Consider the following 18,179-nt stretch of genomic DNA (forward strand, 5'->3'; position numbering starts at 1 on the left):
GGGTCTCGGCGAAGGACGACGTGGGGATCTCGCTCAGGAGCACGCGCGGAGCCCGCACGCGCGGCCGCCGGGACTCAGCCGGCGAACGATCCCCAGGTCGTCGACAGTCCGGCGGCGCTGCGCTGCTGCGGCACACCCCACGGATTATCGTCGCGCAGCGGCGCCGGCAGCAGCGCCTGCGGGGCGTTCTGATAGGCGACGCCACGCAGGAATCGCCCGATAGCGGCCGTGCCGACGCTGGTGGCGTCGGTGGTGGTCGCCGGATAGGGGCCGCCGTGCTGCATCGCCGGCGTCACCGACACACCGGTGGGCCAGCCGCCGAACAGCACGCGACCGCTGGTCTCGACGAGCGCGTCTACGAGGGCCGACAGCGAGCCGTCCTCGAGCTCGCCCGCACGGGCGTGCACGGTCGAGGTGAGGTTGCCGGGGAACAGTCCGGCATGCAGTGCGGGCAGCGTCGACAGGTCGGAGTAGCGCACAATCACCGACAGCGGGCCGAATGACTCCTCCAGTAGCGCATCGCCGGCGGCGACGAGAGCATCGACGTCGACGGTCACGACGGTCGGGGTCGCGTAGGCCTGTCCGTCGTCGTCGGTGCGGGTCTCGCCCGCCGAGAGCACGGTCACGCCGTCGGCTTCGAGCACATCCGCCCGCCGCTGCGCGAACGTGCGGCCGATGCCCGGGTTGAGCAGGCGGTGCTCGTCGACGGATGCCGCTGACTCGGTCACCGCACTCAGATCGGCCCCCTCGGGCACGAACAGGAAGCCCGGCTTGGTGCACAGCTGCCCGGCCGACCCCGACACCGAGGCGACGAAGGCCTGCAGCAGCTCATCATCGGCGTAGGTGGCGTACACGGGGTTGACGCTGCCGAGCTCGCCGTAGAACGGTATCGGCACAGTACGCGAGGCGGCGATGTCAGCGAGCATCCTTCCGACACCCGTCGACCCCGTGAACGCGCCGGCACGGATGCGCTCATCCCGAAGCAGCGCGACGCCGTTCTCTTGCCCCGCGATCAGCTGGAACACCCCGTCGGGCATCCCAGCCCCGCGCAGTGCGTCGGCGACGACCTCTGCGGTGCGGCGGGAGAGCTCCGGATGCCCGGAGTGCGCCTTGACCACGACGGGGCATCCCGCGGCGAGCGCGGCCGCCGTGTCTCCCCCGGCGACGGAGAACGCGAACGGGAAGTTCGAGGCGGCGAAGTTCAGCACCGGGCCGAGCGGTTCCCGCATGCGCCGCACGTCGGGCCGCGGGCCGATCACGTAGTCCGGGTCGGCCTCATCGATGCGCACGTCGAGATACCCGCCGTCGACGACCGTGTCGGCGAACAGCCGCAGCTGCCAGGAGGTGCGGCGCAGCTCGCCGGTGAGGCGGGCCTGCGCCAGGCCCGTCTCGCGCATCGCGATGGCGATGAGTTCCGGGCCGGCCGCGTCGAGGGCATCCGCCACCGCGACGAGCGCGCCGCCGCGCTCACGAGGAGTGGTGCGGGCAAACGGGCGGGCGGCGGCGGCCGCAGCCGCGGCGACCTGTTCGATACCGGTCTCAGTCATGGATTCCTCCGTCATGTCTCAGAACACGAACCCCTCGGGGAACGGATCGTTCTCGTCGAGCAGATACTGGCCGAGCCCGGTGACCCAGGCGCGTCCGGTGATGGTGGGCACGATCGCGGCACGGTCGCCGACCGTGGTCTCGCCGACGATCCGGCCGGTGAACGCGGTGCCGATGAACGATTCGTTCACGAACGGCGCGCCCGGTGCCAGCTCGCCACGGGCATGCAGTTCGGCCATGCGCGCGCTCGTGCCGGTGCCGCAGGGCGAACGGTCGAACCACCCGGGGTGGATCGCCATGGCATGACGCGAGCGGACGGCATCCGACCCCGGGGCGATGAACTCGACGTGATGCACGTGATCCGCGCCCTCCAGCACCGGGTGCACCGGGGGTTCCTGGGTGTTGATGGCGTCCATGATCTTCAGTCCGGCCTGCAGGATCTCGTCCTGCTGGGCACGGTCGAACCGCAACCCCACCTCGTCGAGGTCGACCAGGGCGTAGTAGTTGCCGCCGAAGGCGACCGAGTAGGTGATCTCTCCGATGCCGGGCACCGTGAGGCGCTCATCGAGTCGGTCGACGAAGCTCGGCACGTTCTCGATGGTCACATCGACCGCGCGTCCGTTCTCGACGCGCACACGCGCGATGACCAGTCCGGCCGGGACGTCCAGTCGGATCTCGGTGACCGGCTCGGTCACCTCGACCATGCCGGTCTCGACGAGCACCGTGGCCGCACCGATCGTGCCGTGACCGCACATCGGCAGAAAACCTGACGCCTCGATGAAGACGATCCCCCAGTCGGCGTCGTCGCGGGCGGGCGGCTGCAGCAGCACGCCCGACATCGCGGCATGTCCACGGGGCTCATTCATGAGAAACCCGCGCAACCCGTCGAGATGCTCCATCGCGTACAGACGCCGGTCGTTCATCGTCGCGCCGGGAATACGCCCGACCCCGCCGGTGACGACCCGTGTCGGCATGCCCTCGGTGTGGGAGTCGACGGCCTGGATGGTGCGGCGTGCGCGCATCAGTTTCCTCCTGACGGTTCTGTGTCGAGGGTGCCGGCGCCGTTCGACAGGCCGGCGAGTTCACCGATCCGCACGGACGACAGCACGGGGCGATGTTCGAATCCCGCGCCGACGGTGCTTCCCGCCGCTCCGGTGATGTCGTCGACGCTGCGGCCGCAGGTGCGGCCCTGGCAGGCGCCGAGCCCGGCACGCGTCGCGAGCCGCATGCCGCGTGACGATGTTGCGACGTACTCGTCGATGACGTTCCGGCGCACCGACTCGCAGCGGCAGATGATCGTGTCGTCGTCGAGCCAAGCCGTCCACCCGGCGCGGATGCCGTGCACCTCGAGCCGCGCGGCGAACGCGTGCATGCGCCGACGGACCGCGGCCGCACCTTTCAGACGCGGATCGTCCGATGCGGCGCCCGCGGCCGCGAGCCCCGCGATCTCCCCCTCGGCGAGCGCCGCATCCGCTCCGCCGATACCGGTGATCTCACCGGCCGCGAAGACACCGGGCACGGTCGTGCGCTGCTCGGCATCGACGGTGACGAAACGATCCGGGCTGATCGCGCAGCCGAACTGGATCGCCGTCTCCAGACGGGGCGTGAAGCCGTGGCCGAGACCCACCGAGTCGCACTCGACCGTGCGCTCGGTGCCCGCGATCGGCCGCCACTGCGTGTCGATGCGCTGCACGGTGACGGCTTCGACAGCATCCGTCCCATGAATGCGCGTGACCGCGCTTCCGAACCGGTACGGCGTGCGATGACGGGCGAGGGATGCCACATAGCCGCTGAGTTCGCCGGCTTTGCCGGCTGCGGCGGTGAGCTGCCAGGCCTTCGTTCCCCAGCCCCGCAGGATCGCTCCGAACCCCACCGCCTCGACGACCTCGGCGACCCGCCCGCCCTGCAGCGCGACGCTCTGCGCGACCGGCAACAGGAACGGACCGGCGCCGGCGACGACGGTGCTCTCCCCCGGCGCCAGTGCGTCACGTTTCGCCAGCGCCTGGATGGCACCGGCGGACGTCACACCGGGCAGCGTCCAACCCGGCACGGGCAGCACGCGGTCGTGCGCGCCGGTGGCGACGACGACGGAATCCGCCGTCAGGGTCTCCGCTGCGCGGCCCGTGGCATCCGCCGGCCCGACGAGCACATGCACGCGCAGCGGATCGACCTCGACGCGCCAGACACTCGCAGACGACACCATCCGCACCGTCGAGAGAGACTCGCGCAGACGACCGAACCGACCGAGCTGGTGCTGCAGACGGGGGTCGGTGAGATCAGGATGATGCCGCCAGAACTGACCGCCGACGCGCTCGCCCTCATCGACCAGCACGACGTCCGCGCCGGCCGTGGCGGCGGATGCGGCCGCCGCGAGGCCCGCGGGCCCGGCACCGATCACGACGACACGATTCATGCCCTGCCCTCTCGTTCGATCACGTCGCCGTCCACCGCCGTGCGCTGGCAGGCACGCACGCCCTCGACACCGTTGACGGTGAGCACACAGTCCTGGCACACACCGATCCCGCAGAAGATGCCGCGCCGGCCGTCGTGCGCGTCGCGCCACGTGCGCTGTCCGTTGCCGAGCAGCACACCGGCGATCGTCTGGCCGTCGCGCCCCGACAGTTCGACTCCGTCGACTCGGATGCTGATGCTCATCGCGCGTCCTTCCCCGGGCGTTCAGATCGGATGCCGGTGCTCATGCGGCCGCTCCTCGCAGTGCGCTCCGCGAGGGCAGGAACGGAGCGGGATCCAACGGCGCCGCCACACCGAGCACGGCATGAGCGATCAGGGCGCCGGTGGTCGGGGCGAGACCGATGCCCGCCCCCTCGTGTCCCGCCGCGTGGAACAGACCCGACACCTGCGCGTCGGCTCCGATCGCCGGCAGATGATCGGGCGTGTACGGTCGGAACCCGTAGTACGTGCGCAGCAGCATCGTGTCGCGCAGGAACGGGAACAGCCGTGATGCCTTCGCGGCGATCTCGGCCAGCGGGGCCAGCAGTCCCGCGCCGGAGAAACCGACCCGTTCGCGACTCGAACCGATCAGCACCGTACCCGCCGGAGTGGACTCGACGACGGTGGAGGTCTGCAGAGCCGCGTCGGCCGACCCGACGGCTCCGACGTAGTCGGCGTCGTACACCTTGTGGAAGACGCGCTGCGGCATCGGCGTCGTCACGAGGATCGTCCCGCGTCGCGGCCTGATGTCGAGGTCGGCGCCGAAGAGCGCGGCGACCTCGCCCGCCCAAGGTCCGGCGCAGTTCACTACCGCGTCCGCGTCGATGCGACCCTCGGTGGTGAGCACGCCGTGCGCGCGCCCGGCGTGCATGACGGCGCCGGTGACCTCGGTGATCCGCAGGTGCGCGCCGAGATGCCGCGCACGCGCCAGCATCGCCTGGGTTGCGAGACTGGGTTGCACTTGCGCGTCGTCGGCGTAGTGCACGCCGACGGCGAGATCCGGGGCAAGGTGCGGTTCGGCGGCCCGCAGCGCACTCCGGTCGAGCACCTCGGCCCGGATGCCGATACCGCGCTGCGCCTCGGCGAAGCTCCCGAGTGCCTCTGCCCCACCGGCGAATGCGACGACCACGCCGCCCTTCGCCTCGAACTCGGTCGCCGGCTGGCCGGGCAGCCGGTCGGCGTCGAGGCGCTCGGCGAGGGCCCGCCAGGCACGGTTCGCCTCGATGGCCATCAGTGCCTCGGGGCCGGGACCCTTGTCGGAGACCAGGATGTTGCCCTCGCACCTGCTGGAGGTCTCGCCGGCCACGCCGGTGCGGTCGATCACGATGACGTCGGCGCCGGCCTCCGTGAGCGCCAGGGCGCATGCCGCGCCGATGGCGCCGGCACCGATCACGATGACGCGCATGTTCACCTCTCTCCACCTCGAGTCAGTAGTGACATGTGAAATGCTACTGCATCGCGAACCTTGGCCGCGCCGTCGGCCTACGATGGAGGGCGGATCGGATGCCGGAACGGAGAACGCGATGGGATTCCTCACCTCGCCCGCCTTGGACGCGACAGGACTGGTGGTGCTCGACCGCCTCGAGCTGTCGATCGACCCCACCGAGTGGCAGGGTCTGGAATATACGGGGTGGCGGTCGTCGGGCATCACCCGCTTCGCCCCACTGGCCAGCTATTCCGGCGATCTCGAGTGCAACGGGTTCTGGAACCACACCCCGCCACGCACCGACAAGGACGGCGTGTGGATCGCCCCGCAGGTCGCGAAGGCCCCGACGCTGCAGCGCATGGCCCTCGAGCCCGGTGCGAACGTCGGCCGCTGCCGGGTGATCGAGCTGCAGCCGAACACCTACGCCGACGCGATCTACAACCTGCATCAGGATGACAACAACCGGCTGAACGCCGAGGGCACCGGCTGGGTCGTGCGCAGCTGGCTCAACCTCACCGACGACGCCGACTCGCTGTTGATCCTGCGCTCGGACCGCTTCGACCCGGCCACCGAGATCCGCCTGCCGCTATCGGCCGGGTCGCGCATCATCGTCGACACCCAGCGTTTCTGGCACGCGGTCTGGCATCAGGGCGATTCCCCGCGCTATGCGCTGATCAGTTCGTGGACGTCGGGCCCAGAGCTCGACGCGTACATCGCCGCCGGCAACGGCGACCCCGCCCCGACCTCGGTCGAGCTGCCCGCCGCGCTCGTGGCGGACGCACAGACCGAGATGCACCGCCGTATCGAGGAGCGCCGCCGCGCCTTCGAGGCGCAGGGCATCGTCATGGAGCCCGTCGCCTCGCTCTACGAGTAGCGCTCAGGCCGCCGCGGCCTGAGCGCTGAGCCTCAGCTGCACGGTGCACTCCTCAGGACGCTGCGGCGCCTGCACACACTCCGCCTTGAGCGGTCCGCCCGCCTGGGCGAGCACGCCCTGCATGAGCCCCAGATGCACCTGGCACAGCATCGGCCGGTGCTCGGGCGCACCGGCGGCGTGCGGGCACGGTGTGAGTTCGACCGTCAGCTGTTCTTCGTCGATGATCGGCTCGAAGCCGCTCTCTTCGAGGTGCTCGGTGAGGGCGTCGAGCTGGTAGGTTGCCTCGCGCCCCAGCTCAGAGTCACCCTCGGCCAGCATCCGACGCAGCAGATCACCGCGCCGGGCGGCTTCGGCGACCTTCTCGCGGGCGACGGGGCTCGACGCCTCGGGCAGTCCGGTCACCGCGGTGTACAGCGTTCGCGGGCGTCCGCGGGTGGTGCGGCGCTCGATCGATTGAATGACGTAACCGCCCTCCATCAGGCGCTGCAGGTGCTCGCGCACCGTGTTCGCGTGCAGCCCCGTGGCCTCGCACAGCTCGCCGATCGTGCGTTCCGGACGCCCCTGTTCGGAGGCGGCGACGAAGAGCAGGTGCAGAATGCGCACCCGCGAATAGCTCGAAATCGGCCCGTATGCGAGCCCCCCGTTGGCCATCATCCCATCATCCCAGACGGCCCTGGCTGCTCCCTCGCCACTGGCCGTGAATAATCACGGCCGCGCCGAGTGCGCGGATCGCTAGGCTGGCCGCATGTCGACTGCGGCCGTCCTCACCGTCTCGGACCGCTCGGCCGCGGGCATCCGCGACGACACGGCGGGGCCGGTCGCCGTCGCCGCGCTCCGTGAGGCTGGTTTCGACTGCGCCGACGCCTGCGTCGTCTCCGATGGGGCGGATGCCGTCGAGCAGGCCCTGCGCGGGTTCCTGGCCACGGGCATCCGATTGGTGGTGACCACGGGTGGCACCGGCGTTGCCCCGCGTGATGAGACCCCCGAGGGCACGTCACGGGTGATCGAGCGGATGCTGCCCGGTGTCGCCGAACAGCTGCGCCACGCGGGCACCGCGGTGACACCGACCGCGATGCTGTCCCGCGGGATCGCGGGGGTCTCGCGTCGAACGTTCATCGTCAACCTGCCGGGATCGCCGAAGGCGGTCGCCGAGGGCATGCCGATAGTCCTCTCGATCGCGCAGCACGTGCTCGATCAACTCGACGGCGAGGACCACCGATGACCGTCCGCCTCGCCCGAATGTCAGAGACGCCGCTGTCGCTCGACGAGCACATCGCCGCCGTCGAGAGCACGACAGCCGGTGCCGTCACCACCTTCGTCGGCCGGGTGCGGGACCATGACCCGGATGCCACCGATCTCGTCGTCGCGCTGGAGTACAGCGCGCACCCCGATGCCGAACAGACGCTGGCGCGCATCGCGACGGATGCAGCGAAGGGCACGGATGCCCTCGTCGCCGTCAGCCACCGCACGGGTCGTCTGGTCGTCGGCGACGCCGCCGTGGTGATCGCCGTGGCCTCGGCCCATCGCCATGAGGCGTTCGTCGTGTGCCGCGAGGTGATCGAGGCGATCAAGCGCGACCTGCCGGTGTGGAAGAGGCAGATCGAGGCCGACGGCACGTCGGCGTGGAAGGGGCTCGGCGGGTAGCGCGCTCAGCCTCCGGCGAACGGCGGCAGCACGTCGACCATCCGCGCCCCGTCGAGCCGGTGTGACTCCCCCACCCGCGCGCCGTCGACGAGCACGGCGCAGCGCGGCAGCAGGTCTCGCAGCGCCGGGTGGTCGGCCACCAGACGCTCCTTCAGCTCGCCGAGTGTGCGCGCATCCGTCGGCAGCGAGTCGTGTCCGACCGCGTCCTGCGCGGCGGCGAACAGACGCACGATGGTCATGCTGTCACGCCCCCTCGTCCACGGCACGGGTCTCGTCGTCGGGTCGGCTCCAGGCGCCGCTGCGCCCACCCTCCTTGGCGGTGATGCGCACGTGCTCGATCGATGCCGAGCGGTCGAGCCCCTTGATCATGTCGACGACGGCGAGCGCGGCGACCGTGACGGCGGTGAGCGCCTCCATCTCGACGCCGGTGCGGTCGGCGGTGCGCACGGTGGCCTCGATCGACACGCCGTCGTCATCGACCGCCAGGTCGACCACCGCACCGTGCACGCCGATCACGTGCGCGAGCGGCAGCAGCTCGGGGGTGCGCTTGGCGGCCTGGATGCCGGCGATGCGGGCCACGGCGAGCACGTCGCCCTTGGGGACCGCGCCATCGCGCAGCAGATCGACGGTGTGCGCGGCACAGCGCACGAAGCCCCGCGCCGTCGCCGAACGCGCGGTGGGGGTCTTGTCGGTGACGTCGACCATGCGGGCGTGGCCGTGTGCGTCGAGATGGGTGAAGGTCATCGCAGCTCCATGACGTCGATGAGGTCGCCGGCGCGGACGCGCTCGGTGTCGGCGGGCACGATCGCGTACACCTCGGCGGCACCGAGGCCCACGCTGAGATGCGACCCGGATCCGCCCGCGCTCGCCGGCCGCACGACGGGCCGTGCGGGGTCGGTGCGGTCGATGACCGCGGGCAGGTACTGCCGCCGCCCGGGCGGGGTGCGCCAGTCGGCACCGGCGGGCAGACGCAGGCGCGGGCGGTGCAGAGCGGTGCGGCGCTGCATGTGCAACAACGCGGGGCGCACGAACACCTCGAACGACACCGCTGCGCTGACGGGATTGCCGGGCAGGCCGAACAGCAGCATCCCCTGCTCGGTCGTGCCGAACCCCTGTGGCTTGCCGGGCTGCATGCCCACGCTGGTGAACTCCATCCGGTGCGCGAGGCTCTGCTTGACGATCTCGTATGCACCGGCGCTGACTCCGCCCGAGAAGACCACGGCGTCGACGCCGTGCCGCTGTGCGTCGGCGATCACATCGGCCACACCGCCGTGGTCGTCGTCAGAGATCACTCTGCGCAGTGCGACCTCTGCCCCGGCCTCGGCGGCGAGCGCGGCGAGCAGAATGCCGTTCGACTCGGGGATCTGGCCGCGGTGGAGCGGTCGCCCCGGCGCGACGAGTTCGGAGCCCGTCGAGACGATGGCCAGGCGCGGGCGCGGCGACACCTCGACCGTGGCCACACCGGCGCCCGCCAACGCCCCGAGTTGTCGGGCACCCAGGTGGGCGCCCGCGGCGAGCGCGACGTCGCCCGCGGCGATGTCATCGGCGATCGATCTGATGTACGCTCCGGCCACCGGCGCTCGCAGTACCGTGGCGTGCCGCTGCGAGTCGGTGAGCCCGCCGACGGTGTCCTCGAACGGCACGATGGCATCGGCGCTGCTGGGCACCGCGGCGCCGGTCATGATCCGTGCGCATTCCCCGGCGCGCAGCTCCGGATCGTGCGCGCTTCCGGCGGGAACGTCGGCGACGACGCGGAGCGTGACGGGGTAGTCGGGTGCGGCCGCGACGACGTCGTCCCGGCGCACGGCGAAGCCGTCCATGGCCGAGTTGTCGAAGGCGGGCACGGCGCTGGCGGCGCGCGCATCGACCGCCAGCGTGAATCCGTGCGCCTGGTCGACGGCGACGCGCTGCGGCGGATGCTGCCGCACGGCCGCCAGCACGAGCGCAAGCTGTTCCTCCACAGCGCGGTAGGTCATGATGCCGCTCCCGCTGGCGGTTGCGCAGCGCGCAGCGGTACCTCACGCGAGGTCGCCCGCAATGCGTCGATCACCGCCACGCGTCCGATCAGCGGATCACCGATGCCGGCGATGAGCTTGATGGCCTCCATCGCCTGCACCGCGCCGATCTGAAGACACAGCGCACCGAACACCCCGACGTCGGCACAGGCGAGCACCTCGCTGAGGTCGCCGCGCGGATGCAGGTCGCTGAGGACGACCGGCGGCGTTCCCGGTGGCGGAGAGGCCCAGAAGACCGTCACCTGCGCGGTGAACTGCTGAATGGCTCCCCACACCAGCGGCACGCCCAGCGTCTCGGTGGCGTCGGCGACGTCCCAGCGCGAGGCGAAGGTGTCGGTGCCGTCGACCACCACATCCGCTCCGGCCAGCAGTGCCGCGCCGTTGTCGTGGGTGAGCCGTGTGCGCACGGGATGCACGACCGTCTCGGGGCAGAGGTCCGCCGCGGTCCGCACCGCGCTGTCGACCTTGGCGGCTCCGAGGTCGGCGTGTCGATGCATGACCTGGCGCTGCAGGTTCGACAGCTCGACCATGTCATCGTCGATGACCGTGAGAGTGCCGATGCCGGCGGCGGCGAGCGCGAGCACGACGGCTCCGCCCAGCCCACCTGCGCCGACGACGGCGACGTGCGCGGCCCGCAGTCGGCGCTGGCCGAGTTCGCCGAGCCCGGTGAGCACCTGATGGCGGGCGGTGCGCACGGCCTCGGCACTGCTCAGAGCGTCGACGGGTTCGACGAGAGGGGGCAGCGCCATGTTCCGAGGCTACGGTCCGGCGCCGCACCGCGCCAGTGCGCAAGACCTGGATCTGCGCGCACGCGCTCCCTATGCTCGGGGCATGCCCTGCCGCCGCCTTCCCGAGCCGCTGCGGCGGGCGCGTGTGACGGGCCGCGCGCCGGTGGGCATCACCGTGCTGGCCGCTCTGCTGCTGGCGGGCTGCGCTCCGGCATCCGACACCGCGCCTCTCGACGCCGCGCCGCCGACGGCCGGCGATGCGCTCACCGGCACGGTGACCGTGTTCGCGGCGGCGTCGTTGCGCACCGTCTTCGACGAGATCGCGACCGCGTTCGAGACCCGCCACCCGCGCGTTGACGTCGTGGCCGTCTACGACGGTTCGAGCACGCTGGCGGTGCAGGTGCAGGAGGGCGCGGATGCCGATGTCTTCGCGGCGGCCGATGAGAACAGCATGCAGGTGGTCGTCGACGCCGGGCTGGCGAGTGACCCCGTGGTGTTCGCGACGAACACGCTTGTCGTGGCCGTGCCGGTCGGCAACCCGGCCGGCGTGACCGCCCTGGCCGATCTCTCGCGTGCGGTCACGGTGCTGTGCGCCCCGGAGGTGCCGTGCGGAGTCGCGGCGACACGACTCCTCGACGATGCCGGAGTGTCGGTGGCCCCCGCCAGCTTGGAGCAGAACGTCACCGCGGTGCTGCAGAAGGTCGCGGCCGGCGAGGCGGATGCCGGGGTGGTGTACGCCACGGATGTGCTCGGAGATGCCGCGGTCGAGAGCTTCGTTCCGGTCGGCGCGGGCGATGTCGTGAACCGCTACCCCGTCGTCGCGCTCGATGGGGCGAACGCGGCCGGCGTCGCGTTCGCCGCCTTCGTGCTGGGCGACGAAGCCCAGCAGCTGCTGCAGACCCGCGGATTCGGTGCGCCATGAGCGCGAACGCAGCACGGGCCCCCCGCACCGCCGGGCCCCGCGCGGATACCGGCACTGGCACGCCGTTCCTGCTCATGGCACCTGCGGCGCTCGGAATCGGTCTGCTGGTGCTCCCGTTGGTCGCGTTGACCACGCGGGCGTCATGGTCGACGCTGTGGCATGATGTCACGTCGCCGGCCGCGCTCGACGCCCTGCGGCTGTCACTGCTGAGCGGGCTGGCTGCCACGTCGCTGTGCCTGATCCTGGGGCTGCCGCTCGCCCTGCTGATCGCCCGGTCGGGGCCGCGCGTCTCTGCGCTGCTGCGTGCGGTGGTCGCGGTACCGCTCGTTCTGCCGCCGATGGTGGGCGGCGTGGCGCTGCTGTTCCTGTTCGGACGCACCAGTCCACTCGGACAGGTGCTGTCGGCCTGGTTCGATCTGACGCTGCCGTTCTCGTTCGCCGCGGTCGTACTCGCGCAGGCGTTCGTCGCGCTGCCGTTCCTCGTGCTCGCCGTCGAGGGCACGCTGCGCGGTGTCGGTGGCCGCTATGAACGCGCCGCTGCGACGCTCGGGGCCGGCCCGTGGCGCGTGCTGTGGCGTGTGACCTTGCCGTTGGCCGCACCGGGAATCCTCGTCGGGGTGATCCTGTGCTTCGCTCGCGCGATCGGTGAGTTCGGCGCTACCGCGCTCTTCGCCGGCAACGCCCCGGGGGTGACGCAGACGATGCCCCTGGCGATCTACACCGCGTTCAACGGGGCGGGCACCGGCCGTGAGACGGCGGTGGCACTGTCGCTGCTGCTGCTGGCGACCGCGGTGGTCGTGCTGCTGCTCGTGCGCGCCTGGCGTCCGGGGACGCTGCGGTGACCGGGTCGCGCGGGGCCCTCGACGCGCACATCGTCGTGGCGCACGCCGACGTCGACGCGAGACTGACGGTCGGCCCCGGCGGCGTGCTGGCGGTGATGGGGCCGAGCGGCGCAGGCAAGACGACCCTGCTCGAGGCCATCGCCGGCCTCACGCGCCTCAATGCCGGCCAGGTGTCGATCGACGGGGTGCGCCTGGCCGACCGTCGCCGGCACACGGCGCCGTCTCGGCGGGCCATCGGCCTGCTCGGGCAGGACGCCCTGCTCTTCCCGCACATGACCGCCGTCGAGAACATCGCGTTCGCGGCCCGGTCGACGGGGGCGTCGCGCGCCGGTTCGGTCACCGTCGCCGAGGAGTGGATGCCGTGGATCGGCCTGCCCGAGCACGGACGGCACCGCCCGGAGCACCTGTCGGGAGGTCAGCGGCAACGCGTCGCACTGGCCAGGGCGCTGGCGGCGCGCCCGCGCCTGCTGCTGCTCGACGAACCGTTCTCATCGCTCGATGTGCAGGCCGCCGCCGAGCTGCGCGGTGTCGTGCGCGAGCAGTTGCGCGGTACGACGACGATCGTCGTCTCTCATACGCTGGCCGACGCCCAGGCTCTCGCCGATGAACTGCTGATCCTCGAGAACGGCCGCATCACCCAACGGGGCCCGCTCGACGAGGTGCTCGGGTCACCGGCATCCGCCTTCGCCGCGGCCGTCGCAGAGACGACCGCGCACTGACGCTCCGAGCCGCGCGCGGCACCTCCCCTGGCCCTTACGCGGCGCACGGACTACTGTCGCCATATCGAAGAGAGGACCGATGGCGGCGCTACCCCTGCTCGACACGCACGGTCGCGTGCACCGAGATCTGCGCATCTCGCTGACCGACCGCTGTTCGTTGCGCTGCACGTACTGCATGCCCGAGCAGGGCATGGAGTGGCTGGCCAAGGCCTCGATCCTCTCTGCCGACGAGATCGTGCGCGTCGCGCGCGTGGCGGCGGATGCCGGCATCACGACATTCCGGCTGACCGGGGGCGAGCCGCTGCTGCGGCGGGACGTGGTCGATGTGGTGCGTCGGCTGGCAAGACTGGAGTCGCCGTATGGCCCGGTGCAGGTGGCGATGACGACGAACGGCATCGCACTGGCGTCGATGCTCGACGACCTGATCGGCGCGGGCCTGTCGCGACTGAACATCTCGCTCGACACACTGCGGCGAGACCCGTTCACGGCGTTGACCCGTCGCGACCGCCTCGATGACGTCCTGACCGGGATCACGGCGGCGGCGGAATCCGGGCTGCGCCCGCTCAAGCTGAACACCGTCGCGATGCGCGGCGTCAACGACGACGAGATGGTTGACCTGGTGCGCTTCGCGCTTGATCACGAGGCCGAGCTGCGCTTCATCGAGCAGATGCCGCTCGATGTCGGTCATACGTGGAGCCGTGAAGCGATGGTCACGCGCGATGAGATCCTGGCCGCGCTCGGCGCGCAGTGGCGTCTCGAAGCCGTGCCGGGTCGCGGCGGTGCACCGGCCGAACGCTGGCGCCTGCACGGGCCGGGCACCGCCGATGGCGCGACGGTCGGCGTGATCGCCTCGGTGACCGCACCGTTCTGCGGTGCCTGCGACCGGCTGCGGCTTACCGCCGACGGCCAATTGCGCAACTGTCTGTTCTCGATGCACGAGTTCGATCTGCTTCCCTCCCTGCGGGGCGACGCACAGGACGACGTCATCGACGACGTGCTGCGCCGCTGCATCTGGGCGAAACTGCCCGGGCACGCGATCAACGACCCGTCGTTCCTGCAGCCCGTCCGCGGGATGAACGCGATCGGCGGCTGAGCAGGGCCGCTCGACGTCGGTGGGCGCCGGTAGCCTGGCGTGATGGCCACCCGTCGACCCGCTCCGCCCGCCTTCGTCTGCACCGAATGCGGGTGGACGACCGCGAAATGGGTCGGCCGGTGCGGCGAGTGCCAGCAATGGGGCACGGTGCAAGAGCAGGGCACCAAGGTCGGATTCGTGCGGCAGACGGATGCCGTCGCCCCGCCCGCGCACCGGGCAGCGCGACCGATCACCCAGATCACCACGACCGATGCTCCACGGCGCACCAGCGGAGTCGGCGAGTTCGACCGGGTGCTGGGCGGTGGCATCGTGCCGGGTGCAGCGATCCTGCTCAGCGGCGAACCCGGTGTCGGCAAGTCCACTCTGCTGCTTGAGGTCGCGGCCTCGACGGCGAAGGCGGGCCGGCGGGTGCTGTATGCCAGCGCCGAGGAGTCCCCCGCGCAGGTGCGACTGCGCGCCGAGCGCACCGGAGCCCTGCACGACGACCTCTACCTGGCCAGCGAGACCGACCTGGCGACGATCCTCGGCCACATCGACGAGGTGCGGCCCGAGCTCGTGATCGTCGACTCGGTGCAGACCGTGACATCCGGTCTGATCGACGGCGCGGCCGGGCAGCCGAGCCAGGTACGCGAGGTCGCCGCGACGCTGATCCGCGTTGCGAAAGACCGCGGGCTGCCGGTGATCATCGTCGGGCACGTGACGAAAGACGGCCAGGTCGCAGGGCCGCGCGTACTGGAGCATCTTGTCGACGTCGTGTGTCATTTCGAGGGCGATCGGCAGACGGCGCTGCGGTTCGTGCGCGCTCTGAAGAACCGGTTCGGGCCGACCGATGAGGTCGGGTGTTTTGAGATGACCGGTGTCGGCATCGCCGAGGTGCCCGACCCGAGTGGCCTGTTCCTCTCGCAGGGCGACGCCGAGCCGGGCACCTGCGTCGCGATCGCCATGGAGGGTCGGCGTGCACTGCCCGTCGAGGTGCAGGCGCTGACGATCACCTCGAACGCGCCGAACCCGCGCCGAGTGGTGCACGGTCTCGACTCGTCGCGCGTGGCGATGGTGCTGGCGATCCTCGAACGCCGCGCCGGCATCGAGACCTCGAAGCTCGACGTGTACGTCTCGACCGTCGGCGGTGTGCGATTCACCGAACCGGCAGCAGACCTTGCGATCGCCGTCGCCGTGGCGGGGTCGATCCGGCATCTCTCGGTGCCCCGCACGCTGGCCGTGGTGGGCGAGTTGTCGCTGGCCGGTGAGATCCGTCCGGTGACGCAAGCCGCGCAGCGGCGCAGCGAAGCGGCACGATTGGGGTATCAGCAGGTGATCGATGACCGATCGTCGAGTCTGCGCACGGCGCTGGGCGATATCCGGTCACGGGCGAAGAGCAGCGCGCCGAGCGCCAGTCGGCGGACCCACGACGCCGGCGTGCCGCCGTTCTGATCGCGCCGCGCCGTGCGGCGGTTCAGACGTCGAGCGCCTTGAGCAGTTCGGCGGGCGGCGCCTGCATCGGGTGAGGGCCCGCGATGTCGAGGAACACGGTCGTAATGGTGTCGCTGTGCGTGGTCAGGAACGACTTCAGCCACGCGGGCGAATAGATGCCGACGCCCGGGGGCAGGTTGGCGGGCTTGTGCGTGGCATCGCTGAACAGCAGCAGCGCCACGTCACCGGACTTCGGGTCGCGGTAGGTCCACACCTCGCCACCGTCGAGCGGGTTGTCGCGAGCGCCGGGCTTGATCAGGGGTACGACCGTGTTGCCGTTGCGCAGTGCGAGGGCGACGGCCGCCATGTCCTGCTTCTCGAGCGCCTGCGCCAGTGCCTCGGAACGGAACTCCTCCGGTGCGGGACGCTTCTTGGCCCCTGCCCTCTTCTTCGCCATGCATCCAGCCTATGAGAGCGCGAAGGATCGCACCGAACCACAGAGGGAAGAAGCGGGGCCCTCTCGAATCCTCCATTGGGGACTGGGGTACTCGAGAGGGCCCTCCAGGTTCTTGCGGCGGTGATGTCGAAGCGCTGGGGACGCTGAAGTCGACAACCACTGGGGATGGTTTTCACCGCACTAGTTCGAAGAACCAGTTCCCATGGTATCCCAAAATATCGGTGATGTCAGCCGAACATCGGAGCGCTTTCGCGTCTTTCCCTGTGCGTTTCGCACAACGACGCCGCGGGGATCAGCGCAGGATGATCTGCTTGGTGCTCGCGCCCTCGAATCCGCCGATCTCCACGCTCACGTGGTACGACGAACCGCCTCCGGGCGCCTGCGGTCGGTGCTCTGCATCGCAGGTGTCGACCGATGAACGGGTGCGGTCCCACACCACCGGGGTCGCACTCGTGACGGTCGTCCCCGCTTCGAGCGTGACGATCATGTCACTGGGTTCGGTCTGGCAGTCTGTCGAGCGCCACCACGTGTCCGAACCGCTCGTGACGACGAACTTCTGCGTACTCGACCCGACGTTCATCGTGCAGTCCCGTGCACCGTTGTTGGTCAGGCTGATCGACAGTTGGGGCAACTCACCGGCGCCATAGGTGTCAGCATCCGTCTGGGCGACGACCACGATGTCGCCGGCTTCGCAGGCGACGACCCCGGGGGTCTCGGTGTCGTCCGGACTCGGCGACGGACTCGCGGACGCCGTATCGGTCGGCGCCGAGGCGGTCGCCTCCGGCGTCGCAGAGGCGGCCGTAGCGTCGGATGCCGAAGACCAGGGCTGCGCGAGCGCCAGCCAGACTCCTCCGGAGATGGCCGCGATCGCCACGAACGCCAGGACGATCACCAGGAGTCGCCGGCGGCGGTAGACGGCGGCAGACGGACGGGACATGTTCCCAGGCTAGTTGAGGTGCTTGATCATCCTGGTGTTGCCGAGCGTGTTCGGCTTGACGTGCGCCAGGTCGAGGAATTCCTCGACGCCCGCGTCGCCACTGCGCAGTAGTTGCGAGTACACATCGGCGTCCACGACCTGCTCACCGATCGGGGCGAAGCCGCGGCGGGTGAAGAACGCAGTCTCGAAGGTGAGACAGAACAGACGCTGCAGGCCCAGGTCACGAGCACGTCGCTCAAGGTCCTCGACGATGGTGCGGCCGACGCCGTGGCGCAGATAGTCGTCGTGCACAAGCAGGGTGCGCACCTCGCCGATGTCCTCCCACATGACGTGCAGGGCTCCGCAGCCGATCAGTCGGCCGTCGTGTTCGGCGACGACGAACTCCTGCACCGCCCCGTAGAGCACCGCGAGGTCCTTGCCGAGCAGGATTCGCTTCTCGACCATCGGCTCCAACAGCGAGTGGATGCCGACGATGTCGGTGCTGCGCGCTGCGCGGACGGTGTAGTCGCTCACAGTTCCAGCCTAGAGCGGCCAGCCGTGTGGAACTCACAGACGAAACGGGCCGCGGCCGGCGTGTCGGGCTATGACACGCCGACCTGCACCTGTTCGGTCTGGGATTTCCGACGCACGACGAAGACGGCGACTGCGAGAGCGAGGCACAGCGGCGAGTAGACCCACAGGTCCAGCGTCCGGTACGGCTCAACCACCAGGTGCGGCAGCAGCCCTGACACGATGAACCCGACGGCGGCGCGCAGCGCGAGGGCGATCCCGATGCCGAGCGTGCCGAGGTGGCCTATCCCCCGCACGACGTCAACGCGCGAGACGCGCATCAGCACCAGTACTGCTGCGGCCAGGAGGGCGAGCGCGACGAGCATGGTGATCAGCGGACCGGGCATCGGCACCCCACCCGGCGCGCCGAGGAAGGTCGTCACGAACGCCTCGGCATCGGACGCGGGCCAGGGGTTGCCGAGCGCCCAGAGCACGTGCAACAGGCCCAGGGATGCCAGCACGGTCGCTGCGAGCACCGCGAGAGGGCGTCGGGGGCGGGGGTCGTGCGGCGGGCGGATCAGATCGCGAAGGGACTTCTTCATGCGCTTCCTTCCATACGCTTCCGTA

The 18,179-nt window shown here is 70.7% G+C and carries 22 protein-coding genes; 8 read left to right on the forward strand and 14 right to left on the reverse strand.

Going from position 1 to position 18,179, the window contains the following annotated elements; genetic code table 11:
• Window positions 1-74 precede the first annotated feature (74 nt).
• Genes PTQ19_RS13205 through PTQ19_RS13225 form a run of 5 tightly spaced genes read right to left on the reverse strand, consistent with a single transcriptional unit; the run spans window position 75 to window position 5,401 of the window.
• Window positions 75-1,547 (reverse strand): aldehyde dehydrogenase (NADP(+)), encoded by a 1,473-nt coding sequence (locus tag PTQ19_RS13205; protein ID WP_274367656.1) that lies wholly within the window; start codon window positions 1,545-1,547, stop codon window positions 75-77.
• Between the two features lie 18 nt (window positions 1,548-1,565).
• On the reverse strand, window positions 1,566-2,567 hold the full coding sequence (locus PTQ19_RS13210; protein ID WP_274367657.1) for a proline racemase family protein: 1,002 nt from the start codon (window positions 2,565-2,567) through the stop codon (window positions 1,566-1,568).
• Window positions 2,567-3,958, reverse strand: coding sequence for an FAD-dependent oxidoreductase (locus PTQ19_RS13215; protein ID WP_274367658.1), 1,392 nt, complete (start codon window positions 3,956-3,958; stop codon window positions 2,567-2,569). The genes PTQ19_RS13210 and PTQ19_RS13215 overlap by 1 nt, the downstream gene beginning before the upstream one ends.
• Window positions 3,955-4,200 (reverse strand): (2Fe-2S)-binding protein, encoded by a 246-nt coding sequence (locus tag PTQ19_RS13220; RefSeq protein WP_206821792.1) that lies wholly within the window; start codon window positions 4,198-4,200, stop codon window positions 3,955-3,957. The genes PTQ19_RS13215 and PTQ19_RS13220 overlap by 4 nt, the downstream gene beginning before the upstream one ends.
• A gap of 40 nt (window positions 4,201-4,240) precedes the next feature.
• Window positions 4,241-5,401: an NAD(P)/FAD-dependent oxidoreductase gene (locus PTQ19_RS13225; RefSeq protein WP_274369077.1), complete on the reverse strand. Its 1,161-nt coding sequence runs from the start codon at window positions 5,399-5,401 to the stop codon at window positions 4,241-4,243.
• A 118-nt stretch (window positions 5,402-5,519) separates the two neighbouring features.
• Here PTQ19_RS13225 and PTQ19_RS13230 point away from each other — a divergent pair, with 118 nt between their 5' ends.
• The gene (locus PTQ19_RS13230) at window positions 5,520-6,296 is read left to right on the forward strand and encodes a hypothetical protein (protein ID WP_274367659.1); all 777 of its coding nucleotides are present in this window, start codon (window positions 5,520-5,522) and stop codon (window positions 6,294-6,296) included.
• A gap of 3 nt (window positions 6,297-6,299) precedes the next feature.
• Here the strand turns inward: PTQ19_RS13230 and PTQ19_RS13235 are convergent, their stop codons facing one another.
• The gene (locus tag PTQ19_RS13235) at window positions 6,300-6,950 is read right to left on the reverse strand and encodes an ArsR family transcriptional regulator (RefSeq protein WP_274367660.1); all 651 of its coding nucleotides are present in this window, start codon (window positions 6,948-6,950) and stop codon (window positions 6,300-6,302) included.
• Between the two features lie 91 nt (window positions 6,951-7,041).
• Here PTQ19_RS13235 and PTQ19_RS13240 point away from each other — a divergent pair, with 91 nt between their 5' ends.
• Together PTQ19_RS13240 and PTQ19_RS13245 are read left to right on the forward strand one after the other, a co-directional pair.
• Window positions 7,042-7,518, forward strand: coding sequence for a MogA/MoaB family molybdenum cofactor biosynthesis protein (locus tag PTQ19_RS13240; RefSeq protein WP_274367661.1), 477 nt, complete (start codon window positions 7,042-7,044; stop codon window positions 7,516-7,518).
• On the forward strand, window positions 7,515-7,940 hold the full coding sequence (locus PTQ19_RS13245) for a molybdenum cofactor biosynthesis protein MoaE (RefSeq protein ID WP_274367662.1): 426 nt from the start codon (window positions 7,515-7,517) through the stop codon (window positions 7,938-7,940). The genes PTQ19_RS13240 and PTQ19_RS13245 overlap by 4 nt, the downstream gene beginning before the upstream one ends.
• 5 nt (window positions 7,941-7,945) lie before the next feature.
• On the opposite strand, the gene PTQ19_RS13250 is transcribed toward PTQ19_RS13245, so the two are convergent.
• Genes PTQ19_RS13250 through PTQ19_RS13265 form a run of 4 tightly spaced genes read right to left on the reverse strand, consistent with a single transcriptional unit; the run spans window position 7,946 to window position 10,704 of the window.
• Window positions 7,946-8,179 carry a MoaD/ThiS family protein gene (locus PTQ19_RS13250; protein ID WP_274367663.1) on the reverse strand — a complete coding sequence of 78 codons (234 nt, stop codon included), beginning with the start codon at window positions 8,177-8,179 and terminating at the stop codon, window positions 7,946-7,948.
• A 4-nt stretch (window positions 8,180-8,183) separates the two neighbouring features.
• Window positions 8,184-8,684, reverse strand: coding sequence for a cyclic pyranopterin monophosphate synthase MoaC (gene moaC / locus PTQ19_RS13255; RefSeq protein WP_274367664.1), 501 nt, complete (start codon window positions 8,682-8,684; stop codon window positions 8,184-8,186).
• Window positions 8,681-9,916 carry a gephyrin-like molybdotransferase Glp gene (gene glp / locus PTQ19_RS13260; RefSeq protein WP_274367665.1) on the reverse strand — a complete coding sequence of 412 codons (1,236 nt, stop codon included), beginning with the start codon at window positions 9,914-9,916 and terminating at the stop codon, window positions 8,681-8,683. Before glp ends, moaC begins: the two co-directional genes overlap by 4 nt.
• The gene (locus PTQ19_RS13265; RefSeq protein ID WP_274367666.1) at window positions 9,913-10,704 is read right to left on the reverse strand and encodes a HesA/MoeB/ThiF family protein; all 792 of its coding nucleotides are present in this window, start codon (window positions 10,702-10,704) and stop codon (window positions 9,913-9,915) included. The genes glp and PTQ19_RS13265 overlap by 4 nt, the downstream gene beginning before the upstream one ends.
• Window positions 10,705-10,786: 82 nt before the next feature.
• On the opposite strand from PTQ19_RS13265, the gene modA reads away from it, so the two are divergent.
• The 5 genes from modA (at window position 10,787) to radA (ending at window position 15,690) form a co-directional block, all read left to right on the forward strand.
• Window positions 10,787-11,605 (forward strand): molybdate ABC transporter substrate-binding protein, encoded by an 819-nt coding sequence (gene modA / locus PTQ19_RS13270; protein ID WP_274367667.1) that lies wholly within the window; start codon window positions 10,787-10,789, stop codon window positions 11,603-11,605.
• Window positions 11,606-11,679: 74 nt separating this feature from the next.
• Window positions 11,680-12,447 carry an ABC transporter permease gene (locus PTQ19_RS13275; protein ID WP_274369078.1) on the forward strand — a complete coding sequence of 256 codons (768 nt, stop codon included), beginning with the start codon at window positions 11,680-11,682 and terminating at the stop codon, window positions 12,445-12,447.
• Window positions 12,444-13,166, forward strand: a complete 723-nt coding sequence (locus tag PTQ19_RS13280; RefSeq protein ID WP_274367668.1) for an ATP-binding cassette domain-containing protein — start codon at window positions 12,444-12,446, stop codon at window positions 13,164-13,166. The genes PTQ19_RS13275 and PTQ19_RS13280 overlap by 4 nt, the downstream gene beginning before the upstream one ends.
• Before the next feature lie 79 nt (window positions 13,167-13,245).
• Window positions 13,246-14,259 (forward strand): GTP 3',8-cyclase MoaA, encoded by a 1,014-nt coding sequence (gene moaA / locus PTQ19_RS13285; protein WP_274367669.1) that lies wholly within the window; start codon window positions 13,246-13,248, stop codon window positions 14,257-14,259.
• A gap of 42 nt (window positions 14,260-14,301) precedes the next feature.
• Window positions 14,302-15,690 carry a DNA repair protein RadA gene (gene radA, locus PTQ19_RS13290; protein WP_274367670.1) on the forward strand — a complete coding sequence of 463 codons (1,389 nt, stop codon included), beginning with the start codon at window positions 14,302-14,304 and terminating at the stop codon, window positions 15,688-15,690.
• Window positions 15,691-15,712: 22 nt separating this feature from the next.
• Here radA and PTQ19_RS13295 read toward each other — a convergent pair whose 3' ends face one another.
• The 4 genes from PTQ19_RS13295 to PTQ19_RS13310 form a co-directional block, all read right to left on the reverse strand.
• Window positions 15,713-16,126 carry a dehydrogenase gene (locus PTQ19_RS13295; RefSeq protein ID WP_179409924.1) on the reverse strand — a complete coding sequence of 138 codons (414 nt, stop codon included), beginning with the start codon at window positions 16,124-16,126 and terminating at the stop codon, window positions 15,713-15,715.
• A gap of 292 nt (window positions 16,127-16,418) precedes the next feature.
• A complete protein-coding gene (locus PTQ19_RS13300; RefSeq protein WP_274367671.1) occupies window positions 16,419-17,063 on the reverse strand; it encodes a hypothetical protein in 645 nt (214 codons plus the stop codon).
• Window positions 17,064-17,072: 9 nt separating this feature from the next.
• The gene (locus PTQ19_RS13305) at window positions 17,073-17,576 is read right to left on the reverse strand and encodes an amino-acid N-acetyltransferase (RefSeq protein WP_206551362.1); all 504 of its coding nucleotides are present in this window, start codon (window positions 17,574-17,576) and stop codon (window positions 17,073-17,075) included.
• Between the two features lie 68 nt (window positions 17,577-17,644).
• Entirely contained in the window at window positions 17,645-18,154 is a 510-nt protein-coding gene (locus PTQ19_RS13310; RefSeq protein WP_274367672.1) for a DUF3995 domain-containing protein, read from the reverse strand.
• Between the last annotated feature and the right edge of the window lie 25 nt (window positions 18,155-18,179).

Source organism: Microbacterium esteraromaticum, assembly GCF_028747645.1.
Taxonomy (GTDB): Bacteria; Actinomycetota; Actinomycetes; order Actinomycetales; family Microbacteriaceae; genus Microbacterium; species Microbacterium esteraromaticum_C.